Source organism: Amycolatopsis sp. NPDC039088 (genome assembly GCF_055598845.1).
This window is the reverse complement of the sequence record NZ_JBVKAE010000023.1, coordinates 65206-91656: the sequence shown is the minus strand read 5'-3', so window position 1 is coordinate 91656 and position 26451 is coordinate 65206. Positions and strand designations below refer to the sequence as shown.

Below are 26451 nucleotides of genomic sequence, written 5' to 3'. Positions count from 1 at the left end.
TCCGCCTACCCAAGCGTAAGGCTACCCGCCAGTAGGTAGCCGGGCAAGCGTGCCGAAATCACCCGTGCCGGGTGCAGCCCGGTAGCGTCTTACGGGAACTAGAGGGAGGTCCTGAGTGTCCGAGGAAGTACCGCGTCCTGCCGAACGCGCCAAAAGGCTGCCGAGAGCGGTGCGGGAACGCCAGATCCTGGACGCAGCGGTCTCGGTGTTCTCGCGCTACGGCTATCACTCCGCGTCGATGGACGAGATCTCCGAGGTCGCCGGTGTGTCCAAGCCGATGATCTACACCTACCTCGGCTCCAAGGAAGACCTCTTCGGCGCGTGCATCCGCCGTGAAGCCACTCGCCTGCTGGAAGCGGTGCAGGACGGGATCAAACCCGACCTGCCGCCGGACATGCAGCTTTGGCACGGGCTTCGCGCGTTCTACCGGTTCGTCGCCGACTACCGCGAGTCCTGGACGGTGCTGCACCGCCAGGCCATGACCGTCGGCGGCGCCTTCGCCGCGGAGATCACCGACATGCGCACCCGCGCGATCGAACTGGTCGCCGCGCTCGTCGTCTCCGCCGGTACCCGCAAGGGCCTCGGCGAACAGGCCGAGTTCTCCGGCGCCGGGCTGTCCGCCGCGCTGGTCGGGGCGGCCGAGTCGCTGGCCGACTGGGCGCTCGACCACCCCGATGTCTCCGACGGCGTCCTCGCCTCGTGGCTGATGAACCTGGTCTGGCTCGGGTTCAACGACCTCGTCGAGGGCGAGATCTGGAAGCCGTCAGAGAGCGACGACTGAACCTTCCAGATGCGGCTTCGGCTTGCGCGCGTTCCAGATTTCGAAGGCCCAGCCCCCGCCTTCGCTCCAGGTCGTGAACGCCGCCTTCGACGGCAGCAGCACCGGCTGCTTGAACTTGACGTCGACGGTGAACGCCTCCGGCAGCCTGCCTTCGAACGCCGCGAGCGCGTGCGCCTTCGTCCACATACCGTGCGCGATGGCGGTGGGGAAGCCGAACGCCTTCGCGGTGATCGGGTGCAGGTGGATCGGGTTGCGGTCGCCGGAGACCTCGGCGTAGCGACGGCCGATGTCGGCGGGGACGTGCCAGATCGCGCTGGGTGAAGGCTGGGAAAGCTGACCGCGCGACGCCTTCTCCCCGCTGCCGCCACCCCGGCGCAGGTAGGTGCTGACATCCGTCCAAACAGGACTGTCATTGACCAGCAGCTCGCTGATCACGTCGAACTGCTTGCCCTTTTCGTGCGGACGCAGATCCTCGGCGCGAACGCGCAGGGTGAACGACTCGTCGAGCCGCAGCGGCCGGTGCTGGGTGATCCGGTTGGCGACGTGCACCATGCCCAGCAAGGGGAACGGGAAGTCGCGTTCGGTCATCAGCGCCATCTGCAGCGGGAACGCGAGCATATGCGGGTACGTCGCGGGCAGGACGTCGTCCAGCCGGAACCCGCACACCCGGTTGTACGCGGCGAGATGCGCCGGGTCCACGACCACGCCCTCGCGGACGAACTCGGTCCCCGGCAGGGCGTCCCCGCCGCTCTTGCGCAGCGAGCCGAGCAGAGCCTTGGGATACAACGAAGACAGGCTCGGCGTCTCGCGAAGTTCCTTGACCGCCATGATCACGCCCCCAGCAGTGCCTGGCCGCAGACGCGGACCACGTTGCCGTTGACCGCGGCCGAAGCGGGGTTCGCGTACCAGGCGATCGTCTCGGCGACGTCGACCGGCAGACCGCCCTGGCCGAGGCTGGAGAGCCGTCGCCCGGCCTCGCGGATGAACAGCGGGACCGCGGCGGTCATCTTGGTCTCGATGAAACCGGGTGCGACGGCGTTGATCGTGCCGCCGTACTCCGCGAGCTTCGGCGCGCCGACGTTCACCATGCCGATGACGCCCGCCTTGCTGGTGGCGTAGTTGGTCTGGCCGACGTTGCCCGCGATCCCGGCGATCGACGAGACGCCGATGATCCGGCCGTTCTCGTGCAGCACCTTGCCGGACAGGAGCTTCTCGTTCACCGCGAGCTGCGACGCGAGGTTCACCGCGATGACCGAGTCCCAGCCGCCCTCGGTCATGTTGCCCAGCGTCTTGTCCCGCGTGATGCCGGCGTTGTGCACGACGATGTCGACGCCGCCGTGGCGGCTGGTCAGGTACTCGGCGAGCTTCTCCGGCGCGTCGGCGGCGGTGATGTCCAGCTGCAACGCCGAGCCGCCGACCTTGTTGGCCACCTTGGACAGATCCGCGCCCTGCGCGGGGATGTCGAGCGCGACGACGTGGGCGCCGTCGCGGCCCAGCACCTCGGCGATGGCGGCACCGATGCCGCGGGAGGCGCCGGTCACCAGGGCGACCTTGCCGTCGAGCGGCTTCGACCAGTCGGCCGGGGCCGAGGCCGTCTTGGTCTCCGTGCCGACGCGGATGACCTGGGCGTCGACGAAGGCGGACTTCGCCGACAGCAGGAACCGCAGTGTCGACTCGGTGGCTTCTTCGGCGCCTTCGGCGACATACACGAGCTGAGCGGTCGCGCCGCGCTTCAGTTCCTTACCGACGGAGCGCACGAAGCCTTCGAGCGCGCGCTGGGCGATCCGCTCGTGTCCCTCGGCCAGCTCGGGCGGAGTGCCGAGGACGACGACGCGGCCGGACGACCCGACGCTGCGGATCACCGGGTGGAAGAAGGAGTAGACCTCGCGAAGCTGCTTCGGGTCCTTCACGCCTGTCGCGTCGAAGACGAGCGCGGCGTGCTTGTCGGCCGCCGTCGAGACGACCTCGATGCCCGCGCGGTTCAGCTGTGCCTCGATCACCTTTTCGAGGCGACCGCCCGGCGCGGCGCCCAGAAGTGCGGGACCCTCGAGAGGGGGCTGACCGGGCTTGTACCGGCGGAGCGTGGCGGGATTCGGCAGGCCGAGCTTCGGCACCACGAATTTCCCCACCGGGCTCTTCGTGAACTGCTGGTACCTGTCAGCCATTACGTGCCTCCCGTGCAGTTTGCGTCACGTCGCAGTCTAACCTACTCGCTAGTAGGTTACAGTGTGAGAGAGCCTACGGAGGAGTGGAAAAAATGGCCACGAAAAGGACGGCACCCGTGCGCAAGGTCGCGATCATCGGCGGCAACCGGATCCCCTTCGCCCGCTCGAACGGTCCGTACTCGAAAGCTTCGAACCAGGATATGTTCACAGCCGCCCTCGACGGCCTGGTCAGCCGCTTCTCCCTCCAGGACGAGGTGATCGGCGAGGTCGCCGCCGGCGCGGTGCTCAAGCACGCCCGCGACTTCAACCTCGCGCGCGAAAGCGTCCTCGGCAGCAAGCTGAATCCCGCCACTCCCGCCTCCGACGTGCAGATGGCGTGCGGCACCGGTCTGCAGGCGATCATCAACGTCGCCAACAAGATCGCCCTCGGCCAAATCGACTCGGCCATCGCGGGCGGCGTCGACACCACGTCCGACGCCCCGCTGGCGGTCAACGACGACCTGCGTCAGATCCTCGTGCAGCTCAACGCCGCGAAGACGCTCCCCGAACGGCTGAAGCTCGCCGCGAAACTGCGTCCCGGCCACATCGTCCCCGAGATCCCGCGCAACTCCGAGCCGCGTACCGGCCTCTCCATGGGCGAGCACGCCGCGCTGACCGCGAAGGTCTGGGAAATCACCCGCGAGGCGCAGGACGAACTCGCCGCCACCAGCCACCAGCGTCTCGGCGCCGCCTACGACAGCGGCTTCTTCGACGACCTGGTGACGCCGTACCTCAAGCTGGTCCGCGACCAGAACCTGCGGCCCGACTCCAGCGTCGAGAAGCTCGCGAAGCTGAAGCCCGCTTTCGGTGGTCCCGACGGCACGATGACCGCGGGCAACTCGACGCCGCTGTCGGACGGCGCGTCGACCGTCCTGCTCGCGACCGAGCAGTGGGCGAAGGCCAGGAAGCTGCCGGTGCTCGCGTACCTGACGTTCTCGCAGACCGCGGCCGTCGACTACGTCCACGGTGACGAGGGACTGCTGATGGCGCCCGCGTACGCGGTCCCGAGGATGCTCGAGCGCGCCGGAGTCACCTTGCAGGACTTCGACTTCTACGAGATCCACGAGGCCTTCGCCTCGCAGGTGCTCGCCACCCTCAAGGCGTGGGAGGACCCGGCGTTCGCCAAGGAGAAGCTGGGCCTCGACGCGCCGCTCGGTTCCATCGACCGGGCGAAGCTGAACGTCAACGGTTCGTCGCTGGCCGCCGGGCACCCGTTCGCCGCGACCGGCGGCCGTATCGTCGCCACGCTCGCGAAGCTGTTGAACGAGAAGGGATCCGGCCGCGGGCTCATCTCGATTTGCGCGGCGGGCGGACAGGGCGTCACCGCGATCCTCGAAAAGTAGCCGTTCGCCCGCAGCGGATCGGGGAAAAACCCGGGTGCCTTTGTCGGTACCCGGGTCTAGCGTGTGCGCATGTTCGCAGTTCAGGCGAAAGCGCTGGTCAAGACCTACGGGTCCACACGGGCGCTCGACGGGGTCGATCTGTCGATCCCGACGGGCAAGGTGCTGGGCCTCCTGGGGCCGAACGGTGCCGGAAAGACGACGACGGTCCGCATCCTGACCACGCTGCTACGCCCGGATTCGGGCGAAGCGGAGGTGGCCGGGCACGACGTGCTCGTTCAGCCCGACGCCGTCCGGCGGTCGATCGGGTTGTCCGGGCAGTACGCCGCCGTGGACGAGAACCTCACCGGGTTCGAGAACCTGTACATGGTCGGCAGGCTGTACGGGAGCAAGAAGGCCGCGGCGAAGTCCAGGGCGCGTGAACTGCTCGCGCGGTTCCGGCTGGAGGACGCGGCCGACAGGCCGGCCAAGACGTACTCCGGCGGGATGCGGCGCCGGCTCGACCTCGCGGGGGCGCTGGTCGCCGAGCCGACCGTGGTGATCCTCGACGAACCGACCACCGGGCTCGATCCGCGCGGCCGGATCGACACCTGGGAGGTCATCAAGGAACTGGTCGCCGATGGCACCACGGTCCTGCTGACCACGCAGTACCTGGAGGAGGCCGATCAGCTCGCCGACTCGATCGTGGTGATCGACAAGGGGAAGGTCATCGCGCGCGGCACCGCCGACGAACTCAAGCAGGAGATCGGCGGCGAGCGGCTGGAACTGGTCGTGGCCGACACGAACGACCTCGCCGTCACCACCCAGGTGCTCACCGAGGTCGGCTCGGGGACGCCGACGGTCGACGAGCACACCCGCAAGGTCGACGTCCTGGTCGAGGGCGGCCCGAAGGCACTGATCGAGGCACTGCGGCGGCTGGACGGCCACGGCGTCGCCGTCCAGGACGTCGCGCTGCACCGGCCGACGCTCGACGACGTCTTCCTTTCGCTGACCGGGCACGCCACGGATGAGGGGGAGAAAAAGTGAGCGCGGTCGCGAAGGCCTTTTCCGACGGTGGCGTGATCACCTGGCGGAACCTGAAGAACGTCCAGCGCAACCCGGACTGGCTGATGGCCGCGACCCTGCAGCCGATCATGTTCGTGCTGCTGTTCGCCTACGTCTTCGGCGACGCGATCGGCGGGGAAGCGGGCGGGCTAGCCTACCGCGAGTTCCTGATCGCCGGCATCTTCGCGCAGACGGTCGCGTTCAACTCGGCGTTCACCGTGATCGGGTTCGCGAACGACCTGCAGAAGGGCATCATCGACCGGTTCCGTTCGCTGCCGATCTCCCGCCTGGCGGTGATCTTCGGCCGGACGACCTCGGATCTGGTGATCAGCGTGGTGGCGCTGGTGGTCATGTCGCTGTGCGGGCTGCTCGTCGGCTGGCGGATCCGCGGCAGCTTCCTCGACGCGGTGCTCGGCTACCTGGTGATGCTGATGTTCGCCTGGGCTCTGTCCTGGGTCGGCGCGTGGATCGGGCTCGTCGCGCGCAGCGTCGAGGTCGCGCAGAGCGCCGGGCTGATGTGGATGTTCCCGCTGAGCTTCATCTCGACGGCCTTCGTGCCGGCGGACAAACTGCCGGGCGTGCTGAAGGCGATCGCCGACTGGAACCCGTTCACCGCGGTGATCAACTCGGCGCGAGACCTGTTCGGGAACCGCTTCGGCGCGGCACCGACAGGCTGGCCTGCCGAGCACGCCTCGCTGTACGCGATCCTGTGCTGCGTCGCCATCATCGCGATCTTCGCGCCGCTGGCGACGGCCCAGTACAAGAAGGTCGCCAGCCGCTGAGAAAGGTTTCTGCGGCTGAAACATTTTTCTGAACGAAATGTCGAACCGCTGTCGAGCCGCTCGACGCGCTGGTGAAGGCGCGGTAGAAACAGCCCCGCCACAACACTTGAGGAGCAGCGATGCGGTTTCTGATGATGCACCGGCTCGACGAGAGCGCCCCGGAAGCCTGGAACCCGAGCCAGGAGTTCATCGAGAAGATCGGCGCCTTCGTCCAGGATTCTTTCGAGAAGGGCATCTTGATCACGGCGGAGGGCGTGCACCCGTCGGAGAGGGGTGCGAAGGTCCGCAAGACGCGCGGCGGCAAGATCACCGCGACCGACGGCCCGTTCACCGAGGCCAAGGAGGTCATCGGCGGGTTCGCGCTGATCAACGCCAAGGACCTGGCCGAGGCCACCTCGTTCGCCGAGTCCTACGCCGCGCTGTTCGACGAGATCGAGGTCGAGGTGCGGACGATCGTCGAGGAAGAGGACATCGCCGCCTTCACCGAGTGAAGCCCAGGCGTTTAGTCCTCTACATGCAGGTTCGCATGTAGAGGACTAAACGCGGTCCTTGCGCGTGCAACTACCGCAACTAGAGGACTAAACGCGATTCGCTACTTGGTGATGGCCTTCTCGGCCTTCTTCGCCAGCTTCTCGGCGCGCTTCTCCGTCTTCGACGCGGCCCGGCGGGCGCGCCAGCCGAGCGACGGCTTCCCCGCGGTGTCGGCGGCGGCCAGCAGCAGACCTCCGGCGAGGCCGGCGTTCTTGATGAACTGGATCTGCTGCTGCTGACGCTCGGCGGGTTCCTTGATCTCCCAGAACCGGTGCGCGGCGAGCGTCGTCGGGACCAGGCTGCCGAGCAGCAACAGCGAGGCCAGCCGCGGCGCCCTGCCGGTGGCGAGCGCGACCCCCGCGCCGACCTTCACCGCCGCGTCGATCCGGACCAGGGTGGCGGGGTCGCGCGGCACCGATTCCGGCACCACGCCTTCCAGCTTGTCGAAGGACTCGGTGAGGAACGGCTCCGCGGCCTTCGCGTGGCCCTGGGTGTCCCTCAGCGCGCCGATCCCGCCGGAGATGAAGATCGCGGCGAGGAGCGGACGTGCGACGCGGCGGAGAATCACGGTCGTAGCCTTTCTTGATCCGGATCCGGGACAGCAAATCTATCCCCAGTCTTCCCGTCCGCCAGGCCGCCGAACCGCCCTAACGGAGTATCCGCGAATATTTCTCTGACACTAGAAAGCCCTAGATTCCGTTAGCGAGCCGGATACGCCTTCGGCAGCTTGAACCCACGGTCCGCCGCGACCTCCCGCAGCCGGTCCGGGTAGTCGGTGATGATGCCGTCCACGCCGTCGTCGATGAGCTTGTGCATCGTGGCCGGGTCGTCGACCGTCCAGGGCACGACCTTGATCCCCGCCCGATGCGCCTCCATGACCAGCGCCTTCGTCGTGAACGGCCGGTAGTCCGGGTCGCCGACCTTCCCGCCCTGCGGATTGCCGTGCACCGGCGAGAGCGCGCGGGCACCGAACGACTTCACCGCTCGGACGGGACTGCCCCCGAAGTCGTCGATGTCGAGGCCGCCGAGCCACGACGACTTGCCCGGCTGCCCGACCTGGAGGAACTCCGGCTGGGTCAGCGCGACCACCGGGAGCCACGGCGCGACCTGGCGCAGCCGCATCAGCGTTCCCCAGTCGAAGCTCTGGACGGTGACGTTGTGCGCGAAACCGGAGCGCAGGATCTCGTGCACCGCCCGCTGGACGAACTGCTCACGCGGCGCCGTCTCGTGCGGGGCGGCGGCCTCGACCTTCGTCTCGATGTTGAACTTGATCCCCCAGGCGTGGTGGTCGCGCACCAGCTGGAACAGCTCGGCGAGCGTCGGCATCTTGGCGCCGGGGGAGAGTGTCTGGCCGGGGTGGGCCTGCTGCCGGATCGACCCGCAGTCCAGCGTGCGGACCTGCGCGAACGTCAGATCCTTCACGTATTTCCCGACGTACGGATACGCCGGATCGCCTGGTGTCGCCGGGGCGGTGTCGCGGCATTTCGACGGCGTCGTCTTGCGGTCGTGAGTGATCACCTCGCGACCGTCCTTGGTGATCTGGAGGTCGAGTTCGAGAGTGGTCACCCCCAGTTCCATTCCCTTGCCGAACGACGCGAGCGTGCTCTCGACCGTGAGGCCGAGCCCGCCGCGGTGGGCCTGGATGTCGAAGGCGCGGCGCGGGTGCGCGTCGGCGACCCCGGCCGTGGTCAAGGTGAGCGCGGTGGCCATGACCAGCGCAAAGGTCTTCATGGCGGAACCATGACACAGCCGGGTGAACTTCGATTGACTTTGACGCAACGTCAACCTCTACCGTCGTGGACATGCCGGACGAGAAGGAGTGGTCGATCCAGGACATCGCCCGCTCGGCGGGGACCACGAGCCGCACGCTGCGCCACTACGGTGACATCGGGCTGCTCGAACCGAGCCGGGTGGGAAGCAACGGATACCGCTACTACGACCAGGACGCGCTGGTGCGGCTGCAACGGATCCTGCTGCTTCGCGAACTCGGGCTGAGCCTGCCCGCGATCGGCGAAGTCCTCGAAGGGGAGCAGGACACGACGGCGGCGCTACGCACGCACCTGAAGTGGCTGGAGCAGGAGCGACAGCGACTCGGACGGCAGATCGAATCGGTCAGGACGACCTTGAGGAAGACGGAGAGAGGTGAACAACTGATGGCAACGGAAGTGTTCGACGGCTTCGACCACACGAAGTACGAGAAGGAGGTCACCGAACGCTAGGGCGCCGACGCCTACAAGCAGGGTGACCGGTGGTGGAAGTCGCTGAGTTCCGAGGACAAGAAGGCGCACCAGCGGGAGCAGAACGACATCGCGGCCGCGTTCGGCGAGGCCCACGCCAAGGGTCTGCCTGCCGACGGTGACGAGGCTCAGGCGATCACGGGACGGCTGTACGAATGGCTCCGGCCGGCCGTGCGGACGGTGTCGAAGGGCTACTTCGCCGGTCTCGGGCAGCTGTACGTCGACGACCCGCGCTACGGGCAGTACGACGAGAAGCACGGCACGGGCACCGCGGAGTACATCCGCGACGCGATGGCGGTCTACGCCGAGCGCAACCTGAGCGAGTAAGCACCAGGGACGGGGCTGCAGACCCGTCCCGCTCGGCGTAACCCGCCGCGACACGCCTATCCCTCTATCACCGAATATCGGGTCCGCGCTAGAAACGCCGATAGCGTGTGAGAGTGGATCCCATCCGCAACCCCTTCGCCCCGGGCGCCGGTCAACGGCCGCCCGAGCTGGCCGGTCGTGTGCGTGAGCTCCAGGCCTTCGAGGTCGTTCTCGAACGGGTCGCGCGCGGGAGACCGGAACGCAGCCTGATGCTCACCGGCCTGCGCGGCGTGGGGAAGACCGTGCTACTGGGCGAGCTGCGCTCGAAGGCCATCAAGCACGGCTGGGGCGCGGGCAAGATCGAAGCCCGTCCCGACACCGAACTCCGGCGGCCGCTTTCGGCCGCGTTGCACCGCGCGATCCGCGACCTCGCCGTTCGCCACCGCGCGCCGGACCGGGTCGAGCAGGTGCTGGGCGTGCTCAAGGCGTTCGCGCTGCGCGCCAACAAACCGGACGCGAAACTCCGTGACCGCTGGCAACCGGGCATCGACGTGCCCGCCGCGCAGGGCCGCGCCGATTCCGGCGATATCGAGATCGACCTGGTCGAGCTGTTCACCGAGGTCGCGGAACTGGCCGCGGACGTCGGCACCGGCGTCGCGCTGCTGATCGACGAGATCCAGGATCTGCTCCCCGAGGACGTCTCCGCGCTCTGCGCCGCCTGTCACGAGCTCTCGCAGTCCGGAGCCCCGCTGGTCGTGGTCGGCGCGGGACTGCCGCACGTACCCGCCGTCCTTTCTGCGTCGAAGTCGTACTCGGAACGTCTCTTCCGCTACGCGCGCATCGACAGGCTCGAACGCGAAGACGCCGACGTCGCGGTGATGGCGCCCATCGAACGCGAAGACGCGGGGATCGAGCCGGAGGCCTTGGACGCGTTGTTCGACGCGTCCGGCGGCTATCCGTACTTCATCCAGGCGTACGGCAAGGCCGCCTGGGACGCGGCCCCGGCCGATCCGATCACCGTGAAGGACGTCCAGGTCGCCGCGCCGGAAGCCGAATCGGAACTCGCCGTCGGCTTCTTCGGCTCCCGCTACGAGCGCGCGACGCCCGCCGAACGCGAGTATCTGCTCGCGATGGCCGAGTTGACGCAAGGCCGGGACGAGGCCGCCGGCACCGCCGATGTGGCCGTCTACCTGGGCCGGAAGCCGTCTTCGCTGTCTCCCGCGCGGGACAGTTTGATGAAGAAGGGCCTGGTGTACTCCGCCGAGCGCGGGCATATCGCCTTCACGGTCCCGCACTTCGGCCACTACCTGCTCGGCCGGGACTAGCCCTCTCTGACTCTCTCTAGCACGACCGCTAGAAAGCCGTAGAGAACGCTACGGCTTGGCTTTCATCGCGCCCTCTTCCGCCGTATCGCGCAAACACTAGAAATCCCTAGCGTTACCAAGAAGTGACCGGCGACACCAAATCTCTCCGGATTTCCCTCGCTGTTGCCGATGATTCATCGGCGAGTGTGCCAAGTCACCGGATAATCGTTGGCGTTCATGTGAAAAAAGGCGCATACTAGGTGCACAGCCACGAAGACACAAGACCCTCAAGGGGATGACTTAAACCGATGAACAACATCGCCGCCAAGCTCCGTGCCCGTCGCGCCGAGGCTCGCACTCGCCGGGCCCTGAACCGGGCGATCGACACCGCGGCCACCGCGACCGTTCGTCAGGAGCTCATCGCTATCTCGCAGGCGCGTCACACGCACATGCGCTGATCCGACGAAACACCGTGTGAGTGTCGCCCATTCGAGTGACCTACGACACATAGTGTGTGGGGTGTAACGCCGCGGAAAGCAGCGTCGATACCCATTACGACCCCGTGATGCTGGCGGACCCCCGACCTGGCAGCATCACGGGGTTTCCATATGTCTGGACCCTTTCCCTGAACTTCTCACCATCACCGCTTTGTGCGGTAATCTTTGACCCAGTCAACGAATCTGTTGAGGTGGTCAAATGACTGGATCCGCGGACCGGGTGGCGACCGTCCGGGCGTTCAACCGGCTGTACACCGGCGTGATCGGCGTCCTCGACGAAGGACCGGCCGACGCCGAGTACTCCCTGAGCGAGGCCAGGGTTCTCTTCGAACTCGCGCAGCAGAACTCGACCCAAGTCACCGATCTGCGCAAACGCCTCGACCTCGACGCCGGGTACGCGAGCAGGCTGCTCGTCAGGCTCGAAGGCCGCGGCCTCCTCACCCGCGAACGCAGCGACGAGGACGCCCGCCGTCAGGTCATCAGGCTGACCGAGAACGGCCGAAAGGCCTTCGCCGTCCTCGACGCACGTTCGGTGGACCGGATCGGTGCGCTGCTCGGCCGGTTCGGCGACGACGAGCAGGAGCGGCTGCTCGGCGCCATGGGGACGATCACCTCGCTGGTCGGTGACCGCCGATCGGATCCCACACTGGTGCTGCGCCCGCCCCGGCCCGGCGACTTCGGCTGGGTGGTCCACCGCCATGGCGCCCTCTACTCCCGCGAATACGGCTGGGACGAACGTTTCGAAGCTCTCGTCGCCCGGGTCGTCGCGGACTACGCCGACCATCGAGGTGATCCTCGCCAGGCCGGGTGGATCGCGGAACTCGACGGAGAGCGTGTCGGCAGCGTCTTCTGCATGCCCGCCGAAGACGGGCGCACCGCGAAGCTGCGACTGCTGCTGCTCGAACCGGCCGCCCGCGGCCGCGGCGTCGGGAAACGCCTGGTCACCGAATGTGTCGAGTTCGCGAGAGCGTCCGGCTACGCGGCGATCGAACTATGGACGGTGTCGTTGCTGGACGCGGCGAGGGCGATCTACCAGAAGGCCGGGTTCCGGCTCGCCGACGAGGAGAGCATCCCCGGCTTCGGCTACGAGCTGACCGGGCAGACGTGGCGGCTGGAGCTGTGAGGTGTTCGGCGTCGGCTGCCCCTGAACCGCGACGCCGCTTCCTGACCCAACCCACCCACTCGGGCTGACCAGCCTCTGCGCACGAACCCCACCCCCCACCCGTCCCAGGGGGGCGCGCCCCGCTCCAGCGTATCGGGAGGGGGTGTCGGGGAGCGGGTTCGTGCGGGGTGGGGGACGGAGTTGTCCACAACGGCGGTGGGGTGTGGACAACTCGGGCAGGTGTCGGCGCGTCGACAGGGAAGACGGCAACACCCGGAGTTCACGCGGGAAGGGTTATCTAGAGGGGTGAACTGGACGGCCTACCTCGACAGGTACTGCGAACGCCTGGCCCCCGGCCTTTGGGGCGAGCCGCTCAACAGCCTCAGCAATCTCGCGTTCCTGGTCGCGGCGATCGTTGTCTGGCGTCAGGCCAAGGAGACCCACGGCCGCGTCTTCGCCGTCCTCATCGGACTCGTGTTCCTCGGCAGCACGGCCTTCCATCTGCTCGCGAACCGCTGGTCCGCGGCCGCCGACACCGGTTTCATCCTGGTGTTCGTCCTCTACTACGCGGCGGTGTTCCCCCGCCTTTTCTACGGCGTCAGCCGCAGGCTTTCCTGGCTGGGGATCCCCGTGTTCCTGGCGTTCACCGCCGTCTTCGCCACGGTGGGCGGCGGGCTTTATCTCTCGGCGCTGATCGGCCTCGTGGTCTTCGCGATCGTCCTCAAAGGAGCGGACCGGAGACGCTTCGCCATCACCGCGGCGGTCTTCGGGGTGTCACTCTTGTTCCGGTCGGCCGACCACGCCGTCTGCGGGAACTTCCCCGCCGGGACGCATTTCGTCTGGCATCTGCTGAACGGTCTCGTGCTCTACCTGGCGGCGGACGCGGCCATGAGAAAGGCCGCGTCCCGGCAGGACGCGGCCCATTCCCAGCGCGTGAGCTAGTGGACGCCGATCTCGCGGAGATCCTTGTCGTGCTCGTCGGCGTGGTAGTCCTCGGGCTCGGTGTCGTCCGTGCCGTTGAAGACCTTCAGCTGCCGCGCGACCACCGTGAAGATCACCGCGATCAGCAGGTTCGCCACCAGCGCCACGAACCCGACGTAGATCTGCAGCTGTGAGCCGCTGAACGGGTGCCAGCCGACGATCGACAGCTTGTCCAGCGCCAGCGCCGACGCGCCGAAGTGCTTCTGGCCGGTGGCCGGGTTGGGGATGTTGTAAAGCATGATCAGGCCCCAGCCGATGCCGACGACCCAGCCGGCGATCAGGCCCCAGCGGTGGAACCACCGCGTGTACAGCGAAAGCGCCACAGCCGGCAGTGTCTGCAGGATCAGCACCCCACCGATGAGCTGCAGGTCGATCGCGTACTGCGGGTCGATGAACAGGATGAACGCGACCGCGCCGAACTTCACGATCAGCGAAGCGAGCTTGGCCTGCTTCGCCTCCTGGCCCGGCGTCGCGTTCTTCTTGATGTACTCCTTGTAGATGTTGCGAGTCCACAGGTTGGCCGCCGCGATCGACATGATCGCCGCGGGCACCAGCGCGCCGATGCCGATCGCGGCGAACGCGATCCCGGCGAACCACGACGAGAACTGCGAGTCGAACAGCACCGGGACGATCGTGTTGGTGTCCGGCCTGCCGGTGGCGTTGTTCTTGATCGGCGAGACCGACGCGCTGATCGCGACGTAGCCGAGCAGCGCCAGCAGGCCCAGGACCAGCGAGTACGCCGGGAGCGCGACCATGTTCCGCTTGATCACGCTACGGCCGCGCGAGGCGAGCACGCTGGTGAGCGAGTGCGGATACAGGAACAGCGCGAGCGCCGAACCGAGCGCCAGCGTGGCGTACTGCAGCTGGTTGTTGGCGTTGAGCAGGATGCCGTCCGCCGGGGACTGCGACTTGTCGAACTTCGCGTCGGCCGCGTCGAAGATCGCCGACCAGCCACCGAGCTTCGCGGGCAGATAGATGATCGCCACGATGATCACGAGGTAGATCAGGATGTCCTTGACGAACGCGATCAGCGCGGGCGCGCGCAGGCCGGACTGGTAGGTGTAGACCGCGAGGATGACGAAGGCGATCAGCAGCGGCAGGTGCCCGACGATGCCGGAGCCGTTGATGCCCATCGTCCGCAGCACCGCTTCGAGGCCGACGAGCTGCAGCGCGATGTAGGGCATCGTCGCGATGATGCCGGTGATCGCGATCAGCAGCGCCAGCGTCGGCGAACCGAACCGGCCGCGGACGAAGTCGGCGGGCGTGACGTAGCCGCGGACACGGGAGACCGACCACATGCGCAGCGCCGGCATCAGCACGATCGGGTAGACGATGATCGTGTACGGCAGCGCGAACATGCCCATGGCGCCGGCGCTGAACATCAGCGCGGGGACGGCCACGAAGGTGTACGCCGTGTAGAGGTCACCACCCAGCAGGAACCAGGTGATCCACGAACCGAACTTGCGGCCGCCGAGGCCCCATTCGTCGAGGTGGTCGAGGGTGTTGCCGGCCTTCCAGCGCGACGCGACGAAGCCGAGGACGGTGACCACCGCGAAGAGGATCGTGAAGATGATCAGCTCGGGCCACTGGATGTTCGTCACTTGAGGTCCCCCTCGTCGAGCTCGTCCACGGACAACCGGTCGGGACGCTCACTGGTCGGCTTGTCCTTGGTCATCACGAAGACGATCCAGGTGCACAGGACGCCCACGACCACGAACACGAATTGGAACCAGTAGAAGAACGGCATCCCGAACAGCCGAGGGCCGTCCGAATTGAACAACGACGTGATCAGCACCAGCAACGGGATGATCAGCAGGAGGTTCCAAGGGCTGAACTGAAAGCCCTTCACCTTCCCGTCTGCCTTACCTGACGCCATCGGACCTCACCTAACATTCCCGTAACCCCGGATGGTCCCGATGACCCTAGAACCTCGCCCCCACTTGGGTCACGCGCGTCCGATATCGATTTGATCAGCACCGTCGATCCGACGAAGGACGGTTGCCGCCCGCATCCGGAGCGGATATCAATAGCCCGCAGTCGCGAACAGGAACTTCGCACGCAAGACCAAAGGGGCATCGGATGAAGAAACTCCGCTATGCGGTGGTGATCCCGGCTGTCGCCGGCACCATGCTGGCCGGGTTCACTCCTGCTTTCGCAGGACCTGAGGCGGCCACGCAGCAGCCTCTGAACTCCACCAACATTCCGGCGAAGTACGCGGGCCAGAAGCTGGACTGGCACAAGTGCACGGCCGGTGAGCTGCCGTCAGCGCCGCCTCCGGGTGCCGAGAACATCGAGTGCGCGACCTACCTGTCGCCGCGTAACTGGTACAAGCCCGGCGAGAACATCGACCTGACGATCGCCGTCAGCCGTCTCGCCGCGACCAGCGGCAAGGCGACGGCCAGCGTCATCACGAACCCGGGTGGCCCTGGCGCTCCGGGCCGTAACTTCCCGGCCCGTCTGCGTAACCAGACGAAGCTGCGCGCGAACCAGGAGATCATCGGTCTCGACCCGCGCGGCACCGGCAAGAGCACCAACATCACCTGCGGCAACGCGATCGGCACCGGCTCCGACCTCGACCCGCGCGACCGCAGCCGGGCGAACCTCAACCTGATCCTGGACGCCACCAAGTACGCGGCGGACTCGTGCCAGGTGAAGTCCGGCGAGCTGGGCCCGCTCATCAACACCGCGCAGACCATTCGCGACATCGACCTGCTGCGTGTCCTGCTCGGCCGCGACAAGATCAACTGGGTCGGCTACTCGGCGGGCACCTGGATGGGCGCGCACTACGCGCAGCAGTTCCCCACCCGGACCGGCAAGTTCCTGCTCGACTCGTCGACCGAGTTCACCACCACCTGGCAGAACTCCTTCGACGGGCAGCCGCTCGGCTTCGAGCGCCGCTGGCGTCAGGACTTCCTGCCGTGGATGGGCAAGTACGACAAGGTCTACGGCTTCGGCAAGACCGGTGAAGCCGCGCGCCAGACCTACGAGAAGGTCCGCTTCGCGCTGACGCAGAACCCGGTCGAGGTGGACGGCGTCCCGGTGTCGGCCAACGCCCTCGACTCGACCATCGCCGGTTTCCTCTACTCGAAGCGGAACTTCACGACGCTGGCCGACTACCTGGTCAACCTGAAGACGCTGACCGAGGGCACCTCGACCCAGCAGCAGAAGGCCACGGCCGCGCAGAAGGTCAAGGCGGAGACGGTGGACGGTGACGGCGTCATCGGCCCGCAGCCGCTGTTCGTCCCGACCGACGGCGACTCCTACAACGCCAGCTTCTGGACCATCCCCTGCAACGAGGGCCCGTGGTACGGCAACCGGAACAGCGTGATCCGGCAGTCGCAGAAGCTGATCGACAAGGACCTGCCGCTGCTCGGCGCCGGCTGGCTGATCCAGCCGTGCATCTTCTGGAAGAACAAGCCGGTCGACCTGCCGAAGCTCGACGGTGCCGGTGTCCCGCCGGTGCTGATCGTCCAGTCGGTGCACGACCCGGCGACCCCGATCGAGGGCGCGACCCGTGCGCACCGCGGCTTCGCGAACTCGCGGATGATCACGGTGACCGGTGAAGGTGACCACGGCATCTACGCCGGCGGCAACGCGGGTGTGGACAAGCTCGTGGAGGACTTCCTCGTCGACGGCAAGGTGCCGAACGACCAGAGCGTCCCCGGACTCCCACTTCCGGTGCCCGCGGGCACCTGAAACCCCTAGGGATTGTGGCCCCGTCGAGTTTCGGCTCGGCGGGGCCCTTTCTTTTACCGGTCCACAGACCTGTGCACAGAGTTATCCACAGGCTGTGGGCAACCCGGTGGGGACAACTCCGGCAGGATGCCTCGCGAGGCGGTATTAGTATTGGGCGCATGGTGCGAGTGCCGTTGACGGACGAAGAACGCGAACGCGGCGAGCGGCTGGGGCTGGCGCTCCGGGACGCCCGCGCGTCGGCGTCGCGGAGCATGGTCGAGGTCGCCGCTGAGGCCGGGATCTCGGTGGAGACGCTCCGGAAGATCGAGACCGGCCGGATCCCGACGCCCGCCTTCTTCACGGTGGCGGCGATCGCCGACGCCGTCGGAATGCCGCTGGACGTCCTCCGCGCGTCTGTGGACGGAGCCGCTGAAGTCGCCGAAGCGAGCTAGGGGCGCAGGGTGGCCAGGGTGTGTGCCCGGTCGTTCAGGTAGAGAAAGCCGTCGATCGGCAGCTCGAAGCTGTTCAACAGGCTCTCCAGGGTGGCGAACTCGTCCACCCCGAGCCGCAGGTTCTCGTTCATCGCGTGCGCGATGAGGACGTCGGCCAGCTCTTCCCACTCGCCCGACCAATGCAGGGTCCGGTAGAACGCCAGGATGTCCGGCGCGACGCGGTCGGCGATCTGGTCGAGCAGGCTTTCGCCGAAGAAGCTGATGCGACCGGCGGCGAGGTCGGCGACGGTCGGGTTCGCCGGATCGGCAGCGGTGTCGGGATTGCGGACCACGCCGGGGCCCGCGACCGGATATCCCGTCTTGACGTTCCCGTTGTCCTCGACCAGCACGATCAGGTGCACGCCGTACCGTTCGCCCGCACAGCGCCAGCGGCCGTTGTGCTGTCTGCGTCGAGGTTCGCTGGGATCGTTCGCGACGTCCTTGATCACCGCGATGATCTGCTCGTCGGTCCAGCCCGCGGGGAATTCGCTGGTCGCCCGCCGTCCCTTTCCCGGTGCGTGCCCGCCGCCCACTCGTGCTCCCTTCGTCGCCCCGAGGGTAGCTGGCATTCGGAGTATTCGAATGATCCGAACGCGGGAACGGGTGAGGTCAGGTGGTCACGGAGAGCACTATCGAGCCGACGATCAGCAAGTCGGCGCCTCGGAGTGCCTGCATCCCAGCGGCCCCGCCGCCGACTTCGTAGTTCATCGGCGGCCGCGTCGCCGTCCGCAGCGCGGCGACGGAGGCGAACGGGATCGCGAGCCACACCGGCCAGGCGGGAGTCACTCCGAGCGTCAAGGTCACCAGGCCGAGCAGCCCGCCCCACCCGAAGCCGAGTACGGCGATCACCAGGCCGTTGACCAGCCGCAACTCCCAGTCGGACGCGCCGAGCCAGCGCCTGCGGCCGGGGTTGCGCCACAGTTCGCCGAGCCCGCCGACGAACGGCACGAGGGCCGCGTACGCGCCGAGCGCGAACAGCGGTGCCGCCGGGATCGCGGGGAAGGCGAGGTGCCCGGCGCCGGTCAGGCACGCGATCACCACACCGGCCGCCGCGTAACGCAGACGGCCGAGCACCCCGGCCAACGCGAGCCGCAGTGTCGTCGGCCGCCTCAGCGACAGCCACGGCACCGGCCTCGATTCCGGGATCAGCAGCATGGGGTCCATGAAGACCACGGCCATCGCCCGCAGCAGCCGCGCGTTCCAGCCGTCGACGAGTTCCTGGCGACCGACCCCGGACACCGGCTCACCGCCGAAGGCCACCGCGACCGCGACGATGAACAGGGCGCCGGCCAGCGCTTCGACCGCGATCGGGCCCAGTCCGGCGGCGGCCACCGCCAGCCCGGCCAGTGCGAGCACGACCGGGCCCGCCGTTTCGCCACGGATCGCCGTCCGCCGGGCGGTGACCCCGGCCAGGATCGCGCCGGAAGCGGTCAAGGCCGACATCGCGATCCAGACGTCCTTCGACCCGCCGCCGATCGCGGTGACCAGCGCCCCGGTGTAGCCGACCACCACGACCAGGCCCAGCCACAACGTCCACATCCGCTTCACGACGAGGCGGCGCCTGTCGACGCCCGCGAAGTCCATCCACGTCAGCGCCGCCGGTTCGGCCCAGACGAAACCGCGGCGCAGCAGGCTTCGCCAGAAGATCGCGCACAGCACGATCAAGAGACCGAACACCGCGGCGAAGTCCACAACGGACTGTCCAAAAAGGAAATGGCGTAACTTCGGCAGGTTCTGGAACGCGGTGAACAGCGCGCCGAATCCGAACAGCGCCAGGAAGGTCTGGTAATCCCCGTTGAGCAGTCCGCCGAATCGCTGACGCCCCGGAACCCGCGTGGGGGCCTTGGTACTCACCACAACTCGAGGGTGGAATCGGCCGCTTCGAGCAGCGGGGGATGGTGCGTGGCCACGACGACCGCCGCCCCCGCGCCGGTCGAACGCGCGATCAGCGAGGTCAGCCATTCCTTCCCGGCGACATCGAGCGCTCGCTCGGGCTCGTCGAGGAGCAGTACGTCGTGCGGCCGCGCCGTCGCGCCGAGGAGCAGCAGTCGGCGGCGCTGCCCGGCGGAGAATTTTCCGGCGGTGACCTTGGCCCGTTCGGAAAGACCCGCGTCCGCCAGCAGCGCACCGAAATCGCCGAGATCCGCTCCGAACGAGCCCTCCAGCAGTTCGAGATGCTGGAGCGGGGTCAGTTCGGCGAAGAAATCCGAATCGTCGAACAGCACGGAAACCTTGCGACGGAAGGAAAGGTCGCGTTCGTCGGGTTTTCCGCCCGCGACGACGACCCGGCCCCGCTGCGGGGTCTGCGTTCCGTACAGGCAGCGCAGCAGGGTCGATTTCCCGACCCCGTTCGGGCCGACGATCACCGCGCATTCGCCCGCGTCGACCTCGAAATCGAGGCCGTCGAACAACCACTGCTCCCCGGCCTGGACACCGAGCCCGCGTACGTCGATCATCGGCCGCGCAGCACCTCGAGCACCGGCGCGAACGACTCCATATTGTGCTCCAGCACGGTGAAATAGGTGAAGCCGAACCGCTCGCGATGAGCCAGGATCTGATCGGCGATCTGCTCCGGCGTACCGATCAACGCCGTCGGCAATTCGGCGAGCTGCTCGACGGTCAGCGACCCCTTCAACGAATGGCGGACCTGCTCCAACCCGGTCTGCCGGTCTTCGACGACACCGATGAAATGCGAAAGAATGTTCAATTCGGCTTCGCGGCCGTTCAGCTTTTCCCGGACGAAGTTCACTCGTTCTTCGATTTCCGCGGCGTCCGCGGCGACGAGCGCACCGCCGTCGGGAACCGCGGACGTGCCGGTGAACCCGATGATGTCGGCGTGTTCGGCGGCCAGCGTGAGCAACCTGTCCCCACGGCCGGCGATCATCAACGGCGGGCCCGGTTTCTGCACGGTTTCCGGTTTGTGGGCATCGTCGGAGTAGAGCCGTTTGAGTTCTTTGATGGTGTGTTCGAGGTGATCGACCCGCTTACCCGCACTGGGGAAGTCCATCCCGGCCGCTTCGAACTCGGACTTCACGTACCCCGCGCCGAGCCCGAGTTCCAGCCTGCCTTCGGTGAACTGATCCGTGCCCGTGACATCGCGGGCGAGCAGCACCGGGTTGTAGAAGGCGGTGTTGATCACGAAGGTGTTGAGCCGCACGCGTTCGGTCACTTCGGCGGCGAGCACGAGCGCGGGAAAGGGCGGCGCCATCCCCAGATGATCCGCTGCACCGATGACGTCGAACCCGAGCTCCTCCGCCCTGCGGCATTTCCCGACCCACGCCGCCCGGCTCTCCGGGACGACCATGTTGACGCCGAATTTGACCATGCGGCCACGGTACCCAAGAGCGAAAGAAGAAGGCCTCATCCTCAGGAATGACCATGAGGATGAGGCCTTCTCCGGAGTGCTGGATCAGCCGAGACGCTGCTTCAGCGCGTCCAGTTCGTCACGCAGCGACGACGGGACCTTGTCGCCGATCTTCTCGAACCACTCCTCGATCAGGGGCAGTTCCTGGCGCCACTCCTCGGCGGAGACGTCGAGCGCGGCCTGGATGTCGGCCAGCGGCTCCTCGAGGCCCTCGGTGTCGAGGTCCTCGGCGTTCGGCACGAAGCCGACCGGGGTCTCGTTCGCGTTGCCCTTGCCTTCGACGCGGTCGATGACCCACTTCAGGATCCGCGAGTTCTCGCCGAAGCCCGGCCACAGGAAGCGACCGTCGTCGCCACGACGGAACCAGTTGACGTAGAAGATCTTCGGCAGTTTGTTCGCGTCTGCGTTCTTGCCGAGGTCCAGCCAGTGCTTGAAGTAGTCACCGGCGTGGTAGCCGAGGAACGGCAGCATGGCCATCGGGTCGCGGCGCACGTTGCCGACCGCGCCGGCGGCGGCCGCTGTGGTCTCCGACGACATGGTGGCGCCCATGAACACGCCGTGCTGCCAGTCGCGGGCCTCGTTCACCAGCGGAACCGTGGTCTTGCGACGGCCGCCGAACAGGATCGCCGAGATCGGCACACCCTTCGGGTCGTCCCACTCGGGCGCGAGGATCGGGCACTGCGACATCGGCGTGCAGTAGCGCGAGTTCGGGTGCGCGGCCTTCTCTTCCGACTCCGGCGTCCAATCCTGCTTCTTCCAGGAGGTGGCGTGCGCGGGCTTCTCGCCCATGCCCTCCCACCAGACGTCGCCGTCGTCGGTGAGCGCCACGTTCGTGTAGACCGTGTTGCCCTTTTCGATGGTGCGCATCGCGTTGGGATTGGTGTGCCAGTCGGTGCCCGGCGCGACGCCGAAGAAGCCGAACTCGGGGTTCACCGCGTACAGGCGGCCGTCCTCGCCGAATCGCATCCACGCGATGTCGTCACCGAGGGTCTCGGCGCGCCAGCCGGGGATGGTCGGCTGCAGCATGGCGAGGTTGGTCTTGCCGCAGGCGCTCGGGAACGCCGCCGCGACGTAGTGGACCTTGTTCTCCGGCGAGATCAGCTTGAGGATCAGCATGTGCTCGGCCAGCCAGCCCTCGTCGCGGGCGATGACCGAACCGATGCGCAGCGAGTAGCACTTCTTGCCGAGCAGCGAGTTGCCGCCGTAGCCGGAGCCGTAGCTCCAGATCTCCCGGCTCTCGGGGAAGTGCGAGATGTACTTGGTGGTGTTGCACGGCCAGGAGACGTCCTTCTGGCCGGGCTCCAGCGGGGCGCCGACGGAGTGCAGCGCCGGGACGAACTCGCGTTCGGTGCCGTCTTCGGTGACGAACTTGTCCAGCGCGGCCTTGCCGGCGCGGGTCATCACGCGCATGGAGGCGACGACGTAGGCGAAGTCGGTGATCTCGATGCCGAGCTTGGGGTCGTCGGCGCCGAGGGGGCCCATGCAGAAGGGGATCACGTACATCGTGCGACCGCGCATGCACCCGCGGTACAGCTCGGTCATCGTGGCCTTCATCTCGGCCGGGTCCATCCAGTTGTTGGTGGGACCGGCGTCTTCTTCGTTCTCCGAACAGATGAAGGTGCGCTCTTCGACACGGGCGACGTCATTCGGGTCGGAAGCGGCCCAGTACGAATTGGGCTTCGCGTCGAGCTGCACGAACGTGCCGGCGGCGACCAGTTCGGCGTTGATGCGCGCGGCCTCTTCGTCGGACCCGTCGACCCACACCACGCGGTCCGGGGTGGTCAGCTCGGCGACCTCCCGGACCCAGGACAGGACGCCGGAGTGCGTCGTCGGCGCTTTATCCAGTCCGGGGATGGCGACTGCGGTCATCTCTACTCCTGACTTCCGACGGCAGAAGCCCACACCGGGAACGACGCTGTTCCGATGCGGGCTTCGATGCCGGCGACCGAATGGCTTCGCACACCGGCGGGAAGGCCGGTGTGCAGGTTTTGGGATTCCCCGAGAGTAGCCGGATGACCGGCAGGTAACCGAGAGCTGACCTGTCGGTTCTCTCACAAGAACGATAAGGGAATCGATTCAGTATCACCGGAATGGGCCATACGCAAAAATTCTTCCGGTGATCGACTGCACAACGGGCGGGGCGAATCGGACATGAGAAAGCCCGGCACGAGATCTCGTACCGGGCTGTTCTGTGACCAGGATTACACGAATTGGCCTAATGGAATGGACTAAACCATTCGACTGGTGGTTCAGGCCATTTCAAGGTTTAGTTAGGACTGATCCACTGGCCGGTGGCGGAATCGATCTTCGCCACTCCTTCGAGTGTTTCGGTGCCCGCGCCACCCCACGCCGCGTCGCCCGCCGGGTCGCCGACGGCGGCCGGAGTGCTCGCGAAAGCCGAGCCGATGTCCTCGTTGACCACGCCGCTGTTGGTCTCGGTCCACTGGCCGGGGCCGGTGTGCTCGTAGGTCTTCGAGTTGCCCGAAGCGTCCGTCTCGACCGCGATGTCGGCTTTGCCGTCACCGTCCTTGTCGGTGAACGCGATCGTGCGGCCGTCCTCGGTCTGGATGACGGCGGTGTCGGGAGTGCCGTCACCGTTGGTGTCGATCGTCGGCGGGCCGACCTCGACGTCGCCGTTGGGCATGTCGGCGTGCATGGTGCCGCTGGTGCCCGCGTCGCTGCCGCTGTCGTCGCTGCCGCCCGCTTCGACCCAGGCGCCGGAGGCCTCGTCGTAGACGGCTTCCTGGACGACCTTGCCGTTCTCGTCGAGCACCGCGTACTGGTCGGCGTCGCCGTCGCCATCGGTGTCCACGAAGGCCTGGCCGGTGCCGTCGTCGTGCTGGATGACGGCCGCGTCGTTCACGCCGTCCTTGTCGAGGTCGTAGTTGAGCTCGGCCTGGTACTCCTCGCCGTCAACGTGGACCGTCACGGCCTCCGTGGAGCCCGCCTCGGTGTCCGTGCCGCCGCTCTCGTCGACCCACATGGGATAACCCCCTCGTTGACCTGCTGGTGTGTCGAAGCTTATGACTCACCGTAGGCCCGTTCGGTTCCGGTCCACAACAGCGCCACCCGGCTGGGCCGTCCGGAGCGGCTACTTCGACAAGTGGTCGGCCACCGGAGCGATCACGAAGGCGAACAGCGCGACCACCGCGACGATGAAAACGATCAGCGCGACGATGCCGAGCAAGGTCCTGAGGATCAGCTTCTTGCGACCCTGTGGATCGCGGGCCATTTCGCTCAGCCGCTGCAGCTTCGCGGGCAGCCCCTTCTGCGGAGGCAGCGGCGGGAACGGGCTTTGCGCGGGTCCCGGCTGCGGGAACTGCTGCCCGAACTGCTGCTGTGGCGGGTAGGGCTGCCCGAACGGCTGCTGCTGTGGCGGGTACGGCGGCTGCTGTCCCGGCGGCTGCTGCGGCTGCTGTCCGTGAGGTTGCTGGGGCGGTTGCGGAGGAAAGGTCACGCCTGATTGTCGCGCAGTGACCGAATGCGACCGAGGAGTGCCTCGGCGCGGTCGCGACCGTCGGAGACGTCCTTGAGGCGCTTCGCGACGACCGAGATCTTCTTCGCCCGTTCCTGCGCGCCCATCTTGATCGTCTTGTCGACTTCCTTCAGCTCCGCCTCGATCGCGTCGATGCGGCGGCCGAGTGCTTCGTCGAGCGCCATCGACAGCTGCTGTTCGGCCTCGATCAGCTGCTCCGCGACGAGCTGGTCCAACGTGGACCGCGCGTCGGCGATCGCCTCGACCAGCCACTGCTTCATGTGCTGCTTGTCGGACGCGTGCTTGCGGGTCCGTGCCATCCACCAGCCGGCGCCGAGGCCGATGATGATCGTGGCGGGCAGGATCACCGGGTTCAGGATCGCGACGCCCGCCAGCGGCAGCGCGGCGACCTTCCCGGCGCCGAGACCGCCGGAAACGCCCATGAAGATGAGCAGTTTGTCCTCGGCCGTCGGCGGTTTCTTGTCCGGCGGGCGCAGCACGACCGGCGGGCCGCCCGCCCTGGCGAACTGGCCGCGGATGATGTCGAGTTCCTCGGCAGAGAACAGCTCCGAAAGCGCGACGTTCGTGACCTGGTTGAGCCGCTGGGAGAGCAGCATCGAGATCCGCTGCGACGTCGTCTGCAGCGCGATGTCCACCTGCTGCGGCAGCGCGGCGAGGGCGTCGCGTTTCGCGCCGTCGATCTGCTGCCGGAAATGCGTCGACGCGTCGCGCATCTGCCTGCTGGTCTCGTGTCCGACCTCGACACGGGTCCGCTGGATCTCCGCACGCAGTTTCAGCTGCCAGCCACGCGTCGACGAGCGACGTTCGGTGGTCAGGTCGTCGCGGCGCTGGCGCAGCTGTTCCGCCTCGGCCTCACCGGCGGACAGCGCACGGCTTTCCGCCTGCAGCTTCGCCTTGAGTTCGGCGAGCGCGCTTGACAACGCGCGCAGGGTATTGGCCTCGCCCAGCATCGCCGAGCGGCCGACCAGCATCTCCTGCAGCGCGCCCTGGAGCGCCGCGATCCCGGCCTTCTCCCGCAGCATCATCGCCATCTGCTCGTTCGGCGCCTTGGTCGCCGTTTCGAACATGCGCGCGGACACCGGGTGGAACACCGCGTCGGCGAACCGGGGAGCGTGCTCGGCGAGCAGCCGCCGGTCGGCTTCGAGTACTTCGCGCCAGCCGCGGAACTGGTCGGTCTTGGTCAGCGCGAACAGCACGGTCTCGACGCGCTCGCCCATGTCGTGCAGGAACTGCAGCTCCGGCGCGGTGAACGGGGAGGAGGCGTCCACGACGAACAGCAGCGCGGTGGCACCGGCCGCCGCCTCCTTCGCCAGCTCGCCGTGCAGCGAGTCGAGCCCACCGACACCGGGAGTGTCCACAATGGACACGCGTTCGAGTAGCGGTACCGGGCCGGAGACCTCGACGTAACGCGGCGGGATCTGCCCTTCCGGCAGTTCGTGCGCGGCCGAAACCCAGTGGATCAGCTCGTTCAGGTTGATCGGCACCGGAGCCAGCTGCCCCGGATAGCAGGCCTGCGCGGACCACTGCTCGGCATGTTCGAAGACGAGGTACGTCGCCGTGGCGACATCGGCGTCCACAGGGGACAGACCGGGCATGGACAGGAGCGCGTTCACGAGCGAGCTCTTGCCGCGGTTGGTCTCGCCGACCACCACGACCGACGGCTTCTTCGGCCGCGCCTTCCGGACGTCCTCGACCCATTTGGCGGCTTGAGGATCGGCTTCACGGACGACGGTGAGCAGCTGTTCGCGGGTGCTCTTCACGACCGCCGGCAGGTTGGCCGCCGCGCTCGGAGCGGTCACTGGGCCTTCTTCGCGTAGACGATGACGATCGGCGCGCGCAGGACGCGGTCGTGATCGGCGAAGCCGACGACCTCGGTCTCCGCGACGAGCCCTTCGAGTGCCGGATCCTCCGTCGCGACCGCGCCACCGGCCTCGTGCACGGCGGGGTCGAACCGCTCGCCGTCCGGGCGCAGGGCACGGACACCGATGCCGGCGAGACCGTGTTCGAGCCGCTCGACGACGCCGCCGCTGCGGGCGCGGTCGAGGGCGTACAGGCAGAGCTGGATCAGCGCCTGCCGGTCGGCGAGAGCCTGTTCGAGGTCGGCCGGACCCGTGGTCGTGGACTCCACATCGGTCTTCGACGCGGCTTCGACGGCCTCGGTTCCCTCGACGGGCGAAGTCTCACCGTCGGCTTCGGCGATGATCGCCGCGATGCTCACGGCCGGGATCTGACCGGTCGGCACATCGTCCGGATTCTCCACTTCGACCGCCTTCTTGCGCAGCCAGGCACCCACCCGCATCGACCCCCGTTACTGGC

Annotated in this window: 26 protein-coding genes and 1 pseudogene; 12 read left to right on the top strand and 15 right to left on the bottom strand. The window is 67.4% G+C overall.

The genetic code is table 11. The annotated features are described in order from the left end of the window. The first annotated feature begins 115 nt into the window (after positions 1–115). Positions 116–781, top strand: a complete 666-nt coding sequence (locus ACZ7KI_RS27315) for a TetR/AcrR family transcriptional regulator (protein ID WP_007032385.1) — start codon at positions 116–118, stop codon at positions 779–781. On the opposite strand, the gene ACZ7KI_RS27310 is transcribed toward ACZ7KI_RS27315, so the two are convergent. After that, the gene (locus tag ACZ7KI_RS27310; protein ID WP_470275916.1) at positions 764–1609 is read right to left on the bottom strand and encodes a MaoC family dehydratase; all 846 of its coding nucleotides are present in this window, start codon (positions 1607–1609) and stop codon (positions 764–766) included. The genes ACZ7KI_RS27315 and ACZ7KI_RS27310 overlap by 18 nt on opposite strands. Positions 1610–1611: 2 nt before the next feature. Beyond that, entirely contained in the window at positions 1612–2946 is a 1335-nt protein-coding gene (locus ACZ7KI_RS27305) for a 3-oxoacyl-ACP reductase (RefSeq protein WP_470275915.1), read from the bottom strand. Between the two features lie 92 nt (positions 2947–3038). Here ACZ7KI_RS27305 and ACZ7KI_RS27300 point away from each other — a divergent pair, with 92 nt between their 5' ends. The 4 genes from ACZ7KI_RS27300 (at position 3039) to ACZ7KI_RS27285 (ending at position 6642) form a co-directional block, all read left to right on the top strand. After that, the gene (locus ACZ7KI_RS27300; RefSeq protein ID WP_470275914.1) at positions 3039–4328 is read left to right on the top strand and encodes an acetyl-CoA C-acetyltransferase; all 1290 of its coding nucleotides are present in this window, start codon (positions 3039–3041) and stop codon (positions 4326–4328) included. 69 nt (positions 4329–4397) lie between these two features. Beyond that, on the top strand, positions 4398–5351 hold the full coding sequence (locus ACZ7KI_RS27295) for an ATP-binding cassette domain-containing protein (RefSeq protein WP_470275913.1): 954 nt from the start codon (positions 4398–4400) through the stop codon (positions 5349–5351). Further along, complete coding sequence (locus ACZ7KI_RS27290; protein WP_037307367.1) at positions 5348–6151, top strand: ABC transporter permease; 804 nt, start codon at positions 5348–5350, stop codon at positions 6149–6151. The genes ACZ7KI_RS27295 and ACZ7KI_RS27290 overlap by 4 nt, the downstream gene beginning before the upstream one ends. Positions 6152–6270: 119 nt before the next feature. After that, a complete protein-coding gene (locus ACZ7KI_RS27285; protein ID WP_470275912.1) occupies positions 6271–6642 on the top strand; it encodes a YciI family protein in 372 nt (123 codons plus the stop codon). 101 nt (positions 6643–6743) lie between these two features. Here the strand turns inward: ACZ7KI_RS27285 and ACZ7KI_RS27280 are convergent, their stop codons facing one another. Continuing rightward, positions 6744–7250, bottom strand: a complete 507-nt coding sequence (locus tag ACZ7KI_RS27280; RefSeq protein ID WP_470275911.1) for a DoxX family membrane protein — start codon at positions 7248–7250, stop codon at positions 6744–6746. A 131-nt stretch (positions 7251–7381) separates the two neighbouring features. Next, positions 7382–8413 (bottom strand): glycerophosphodiester phosphodiesterase family protein, encoded by a 1032-nt coding sequence (locus ACZ7KI_RS27275; RefSeq protein WP_470275910.1) that lies wholly within the window; start codon positions 8411–8413, stop codon positions 7382–7384. Between the two features lie 71 nt (positions 8414–8484). Here ACZ7KI_RS27275 and ACZ7KI_RS27270 point away from each other — a divergent pair. The 5 genes and pseudogenes from ACZ7KI_RS27270 (at position 8485) to ACZ7KI_RS27250 (ending at position 13070) form a co-directional block, all read left to right on the top strand. Further along, positions 8485–9246: pseudogene (locus ACZ7KI_RS27270) on the top strand (MerR family transcriptional regulator). A 113-nt stretch (positions 9247–9359) separates the two neighbouring features. Beyond that, positions 9360–10550, top strand: a complete 1191-nt coding sequence (locus ACZ7KI_RS27265) for an AAA family ATPase (RefSeq protein WP_470275909.1) — start codon at positions 9360–9362, stop codon at positions 10548–10550. Positions 10551–10837: 287 nt separating this feature from the next. Then, positions 10838–10987, top strand: a complete 150-nt coding sequence (locus ACZ7KI_RS27260) for a hypothetical protein (RefSeq protein WP_007032374.1) — start codon at positions 10838–10840, stop codon at positions 10985–10987. Between the two features lie 238 nt (positions 10988–11225). Beyond that, complete coding sequence (locus ACZ7KI_RS27255; protein WP_470275908.1) at positions 11226–12149, top strand: bifunctional helix-turn-helix transcriptional regulator/GNAT family N-acetyltransferase; 924 nt, start codon at positions 11226–11228, stop codon at positions 12147–12149. A 285-nt stretch (positions 12150–12434) separates the two neighbouring features. After that, entirely contained in the window at positions 12435–13070 is a 636-nt protein-coding gene (locus ACZ7KI_RS27250; RefSeq protein WP_470275907.1) for a hypothetical protein, read from the top strand. Here ACZ7KI_RS27250 and mctP read toward each other — a convergent pair. Both mctP and ACZ7KI_RS27240 read right to left on the bottom strand, forming a co-directional pair. After that, entirely contained in the window at positions 13067–14710 is a 1644-nt protein-coding gene (mctP, locus tag ACZ7KI_RS27245) for a monocarboxylate uptake permease MctP (RefSeq protein WP_470275906.1), read from the bottom strand. The two genes, ACZ7KI_RS27250 and mctP, sit on opposite strands and share 4 nt — an antisense overlap. Next, positions 14707–14985 carry a DUF3311 domain-containing protein gene (locus tag ACZ7KI_RS27240; RefSeq protein ID WP_465500130.1) on the bottom strand — a complete coding sequence of 93 codons (279 nt, stop codon included), beginning with the start codon at positions 14983–14985 and terminating at the stop codon, positions 14707–14709. Before ACZ7KI_RS27240 ends, mctP begins: the two co-directional genes overlap by 4 nt. A 203-nt stretch (positions 14986–15188) precedes the next feature. On the opposite strand from ACZ7KI_RS27240, the gene ACZ7KI_RS27235 reads away from it, so the two are divergent. Together ACZ7KI_RS27235 and ACZ7KI_RS27230 are read left to right on the top strand one after the other, a co-directional pair. After that, positions 15189–16805, top strand: coding sequence for an alpha/beta hydrolase (locus ACZ7KI_RS27235; protein WP_470275905.1), 1617 nt, complete (start codon positions 15189–15191; stop codon positions 16803–16805). Between the two features lie 158 nt (positions 16806–16963). Then, a complete protein-coding gene (locus ACZ7KI_RS27230; RefSeq protein WP_470275904.1) occupies positions 16964–17236 on the top strand; it encodes a helix-turn-helix domain-containing protein in 273 nt (90 codons plus the stop codon). On the opposite strand, the gene ACZ7KI_RS27225 is transcribed toward ACZ7KI_RS27230, so the two are convergent. The 9 genes from ACZ7KI_RS27225 to grpE form a co-directional block, all read right to left on the bottom strand. Beyond that, complete coding sequence (locus ACZ7KI_RS27225) at positions 17233–17808, bottom strand: EndoU domain-containing protein (protein ID WP_470275981.1); 576 nt, start codon at positions 17806–17808, stop codon at positions 17233–17235. The genes ACZ7KI_RS27230 and ACZ7KI_RS27225 overlap by 4 nt on opposite strands. 76 nt (positions 17809–17884) lie before the next feature. After that, entirely contained in the window at positions 17885–19132 is a 1248-nt protein-coding gene (locus ACZ7KI_RS27220) for a hypothetical protein (protein ID WP_470275903.1), read from the bottom strand. After that, entirely contained in the window at positions 19126–19731 is a 606-nt protein-coding gene (locus ACZ7KI_RS27215; RefSeq protein ID WP_470275902.1) for an ABC transporter ATP-binding protein, read from the bottom strand. The genes ACZ7KI_RS27220 and ACZ7KI_RS27215 overlap by 7 nt, the downstream gene beginning before the upstream one ends. Beyond that, a complete protein-coding gene (locus ACZ7KI_RS27210) occupies positions 19728–20600 on the bottom strand; it encodes an LLM class F420-dependent oxidoreductase (protein ID WP_470275901.1) in 873 nt (290 codons plus the stop codon). The genes ACZ7KI_RS27215 and ACZ7KI_RS27210 overlap by 4 nt, the downstream gene beginning before the upstream one ends. 84 nt (positions 20601–20684) lie before the next feature. Then, a complete protein-coding gene (locus tag ACZ7KI_RS27205; protein ID WP_470275900.1) occupies positions 20685–22508 on the bottom strand; it encodes a phosphoenolpyruvate carboxykinase (GTP) in 1824 nt (607 codons plus the stop codon). A 397-nt stretch (positions 22509–22905) separates the two neighbouring features. Next, positions 22906–23622 carry a DUF6802 family protein gene (locus ACZ7KI_RS27200; RefSeq protein WP_470275899.1) on the bottom strand — a complete coding sequence of 239 codons (717 nt, stop codon included), beginning with the start codon at positions 23620–23622 and terminating at the stop codon, positions 22906–22908. A 108-nt stretch (positions 23623–23730) separates the two neighbouring features. After that, positions 23731–24096, bottom strand: a complete 366-nt coding sequence (locus tag ACZ7KI_RS27195; RefSeq protein WP_470275898.1) for a hypothetical protein — start codon at positions 24094–24096, stop codon at positions 23731–23733. Further along, positions 24093–25934, bottom strand: a complete 1842-nt coding sequence (locus ACZ7KI_RS27190; RefSeq protein ID WP_470275897.1) for a dynamin family protein — start codon at positions 25932–25934, stop codon at positions 24093–24095. The genes ACZ7KI_RS27195 and ACZ7KI_RS27190 overlap by 4 nt, the downstream gene beginning before the upstream one ends. Continuing rightward, a complete protein-coding gene (grpE, locus tag ACZ7KI_RS27185) occupies positions 25931–26434 on the bottom strand; it encodes a nucleotide exchange factor GrpE (RefSeq protein WP_470275896.1) in 504 nt (167 codons plus the stop codon). The genes ACZ7KI_RS27190 and grpE overlap by 4 nt, the downstream gene beginning before the upstream one ends. Between the last annotated feature and the right edge of the window lie 17 nt (positions 26435–26451).

Bases quoted from the DNA above. Each gene is read 5' to 3' on its own strand.
- ACZ7KI_RS27310 (WP_470275916.1), bottom strand. From the start codon at position 1,609: ATGGCGGTCAAGGAACTTCGCGAGACGCCGAGCCTGTCTTCGTTGTAT.
- ACZ7KI_RS27305 (WP_470275915.1), bottom strand. From the start codon at position 2,946: ATGGCTGACAGGTACCAGCAGTTCACGAAGAGCCCGGTGGGGAAATTC.
- ACZ7KI_RS27300 (WP_470275914.1), top strand. From the start codon at position 3,039: ATGGCCACGAAAAGGACGGCACCCGTGCGCAAGGTCGCGATCATCGGC.
- ACZ7KI_RS27295 (WP_470275913.1), top strand. From the start codon at position 4,398: ATGTTCGCAGTTCAGGCGAAAGCGCTGGTCAAGACCTACGGGTCCACA.
- ACZ7KI_RS27285 (WP_470275912.1), top strand. From the start codon at position 6,271: ATGCGGTTTCTGATGATGCACCGGCTCGACGAGAGCGCCCCGGAAGCC.
- ACZ7KI_RS27275 (WP_470275910.1), bottom strand. From the start codon at position 8,413: ATGAAGACCTTTGCGCTGGTCATGGCCACCGCGCTCACCTTGACCACG.
- ACZ7KI_RS27260 (WP_007032374.1), top strand. From the start codon at position 10,838: ATGAACAACATCGCCGCCAAGCTCCGTGCCCGTCGCGCCGAGGCTCGC.
- ACZ7KI_RS27255 (WP_470275908.1), top strand. From the start codon at position 11,226: ATGACTGGATCCGCGGACCGGGTGGCGACCGTCCGGGCGTTCAACCGG.
- ACZ7KI_RS27240 (WP_465500130.1), bottom strand. From the start codon at position 14,985: ATGGCGTCAGGTAAGGCAGACGGGAAGGTGAAGGGCTTTCAGTTCAGC.
- ACZ7KI_RS27235 (WP_470275905.1), top strand. From the start codon at position 15,189: ATGAAGAAACTCCGCTATGCGGTGGTGATCCCGGCTGTCGCCGGCACC.
- ACZ7KI_RS27230 (WP_470275904.1), top strand. From the start codon at position 16,964: ATGGTGCGAGTGCCGTTGACGGACGAAGAACGCGAACGCGGCGAGCGG.
- ACZ7KI_RS27215 (WP_470275902.1), bottom strand. From the start codon at position 19,731: ATGATCGACGTACGCGGGCTCGGTGTCCAGGCCGGGGAGCAGTGGTTG.
- ACZ7KI_RS27210 (WP_470275901.1), bottom strand. From the start codon at position 20,600: ATGGTCAAATTCGGCGTCAACATGGTCGTCCCGGAGAGCCGGGCGGCG.
- ACZ7KI_RS27205 (WP_470275900.1), bottom strand. From the start codon at position 22,508: ATGACCGCAGTCGCCATCCCCGGACTGGATAAAGCGCCGACGACGCAC.
- ACZ7KI_RS27200 (WP_470275899.1), bottom strand. From the start codon at position 23,622: ATGTGGGTCGACGAGAGCGGCGGCACGGACACCGAGGCGGGCTCCACG.
- grpE (WP_470275896.1), bottom strand. From the start codon at position 26,434: ATGCGGGTGGGTGCCTGGCTGCGCAAGAAGGCGGTCGAAGTGGAGAAT.